Annotated in this window: 2 protein-coding genes; both read left to right on the top strand. The window is 58.3% G+C overall.

From position 1 onward, the window contains the following. Window positions 1-212 precede the first annotated feature (212 nt). Window positions 213-653: a hypothetical protein gene (locus tag NW819_RS10545; protein ID WP_238376922.1), complete on the top strand. Its 441-nt coding sequence runs from the start codon at window positions 213-215 to the stop codon at window positions 651-653. After that, window positions 641-1,287, top strand: a 647-nt coding sequence (locus NW819_RS10540; RefSeq protein ID WP_414413712.1) for a metalloenzyme, incomplete at its 3' end; no start/stop codon positions are given. The genes NW819_RS10545 and NW819_RS10540, both read left to right, overlap by 13 nt.

The following is a 1,287-nucleotide window of genomic DNA, read 5'->3' as shown; positions in this document are numbered from 1 at the left end:
GCTCCTGCGCTAGTAAGCTGAAGCGCGCCTTAGGGAGAGGGCTAATGGCTGTTGAGAACAACTCCGCTTGAGCTTCCAGCGTCTTTGCTGCCAGGCCAGTGGAGAAAGGGAAGAATGGTAGCCTAATAAAGGGTAGGGTTGAGGCCATGCAAGAATTTCGTCCCGCTAACGCGATCAGAAACCTTCGCTTCATACTCCTGGGCTTGTGGATCTTGAGCCTGCTCGTTCTCCTCATCCAAAACTGGGGATCCCCGGCAAGGGTTGTGGTGGGTGGGCAATCGGGATCCCCGCTTCCTCTATCGTTGGTGCTATTGGCCTCTTATGGGGCAGGGATGGGGCTGGGATTTTTGTATGTAGGCTCCTGGCGATTGCACGACCGGGTGTTCCAGCGACAGGCAATCCGTAAGTTAACTCAGTTGAGCGACCGAGTTCGCTTTTTGGAAGCCCAGCTGATTCCCCCCGACCACTATTTGCCCCAAGATCTGCCGGAGTACGAGCCGGATCCCCAAGCAGGCCGCTATTCCTATTCCAATATCCCGCCGGAACGCATTCGCGATCCCGCTCCTGAGGACGACGATGCGGCAGCAGCTCCCAACTGGCGGATTGTCCAGCGGCCCTACGCCGACGAGGAGGAGGAAGGATGGGATTCCTAAACTGGTGGAAATCGTCTGCCGCTCTTGCGTCTGAGCCCGACCCCCGCCCTGAACCGCGGGGACAGAACAACTATCTGCTCATCGTCCTAGACAGTTGCCGCTTCGACAGCCTGCTGGCGGCCAACCCCAAGCACTTGCTGAAGTTGGGCCCTCTGGAAAAGCGCTGGAGCTACGCTTCCTGGACGGCCCCTGCCCATTACAACCTGCTCATGGGCCTGCTGCCCCACACCAGCCCCATCCACGTTTTTGCGTCCGAGCACTACAAGCAAGATTATCTGCGCTACAACGAGCGGCTCGGCACCCGGCAACCCATTGAGTTCAAGCATCTGCTGCCTCATCTCTATTTGCCGACGCTGCTGAAGCATCAACTGGGCTACACCACCCACGCCATGGTCTCCATGCCGGTGCTCAACCCCAGCACGCTGCTGAATCGGGATTTCGATTCCTACCGCCTCATGCCCCAGCACAACGATATGGCGGCCATGGTGGAACAGTTGCGCTTCGAGCCGGATCGCCCCAGCTTTTACCTGTTAAACGTGGGCGAAACTCACTATCCCTACGCGCTGCCCGATGAGGATCCCAGCTTGTGGCCTCGTATTTCCGGGGTCAATGGGGTGTTGAAGCGGCTGGATGA

Source organism: Synechococcus sp. R8-2 (genome assembly GCF_047461715.1).
Taxonomy (GTDB): domain Bacteria; phylum Cyanobacteriota; class Cyanobacteriia; order Thermostichales; family Thermostichaceae; genus Thermostichus.
The sequence above is the reverse complement of the archived record's forward strand: the minus strand, read 5'-3'. Positions and strand labels throughout refer to the sequence as shown.